Below are 399 nucleotides of genomic sequence, written 5' to 3'. Positions count from 1 at the left end.
AATTGATGGTGATTGCCCCGGACAACGACACCCTGGTGGTCGACGCCCAGGTGCTGAACCAGGATATCGGTTTCGTCCGTGCGGGCCAGGCGGTCACACTCAAAGTCGACAGCTACCCGTACAGCAAGTACGGCACGCTCAGCGGCCGTGTCGAGCACCTGTCGCACGACGCCATCCCCGACGAAAAGCGCGGCCCCATCTACGCAGCCCGTATCCGGTTAGCCAAGCCTGCGGTAAGCCAGACCGGCGTTGCGCTGCCCTTGCAAGCCGGTATGGCGGTCACTGCGGAAATCAAGACGGACAGTCGTCGTGTCATCGACTACCTGCTGTCGCCCATCAAAGAAGTGTTCAGCGAAGCCATCAAAGAACGTTAAGTGAATAGAGGCTGCCGTCGCGCCT

1 protein-coding gene is annotated in these 399 nt (G+C 60.4%); it reads left to right on the top strand.

Features of this window, described 5'->3' with window-relative positions; all coding sequences use genetic code 11:
* Positions 1-374: beta-barrel domain-containing protein (locus ACUHMQ_RS21130; RefSeq protein WP_445297404.1), on the top strand; the 374-nt coding region annotated here is incomplete at its 5' end.
* Positions 375-399: the final 25 nt, after the last annotated feature.

Source organism: Chitinimonas violaceus (assembly GCF_052601015.1).
This window is presented reverse-complemented; position numbering and strand designations above follow the sequence as displayed.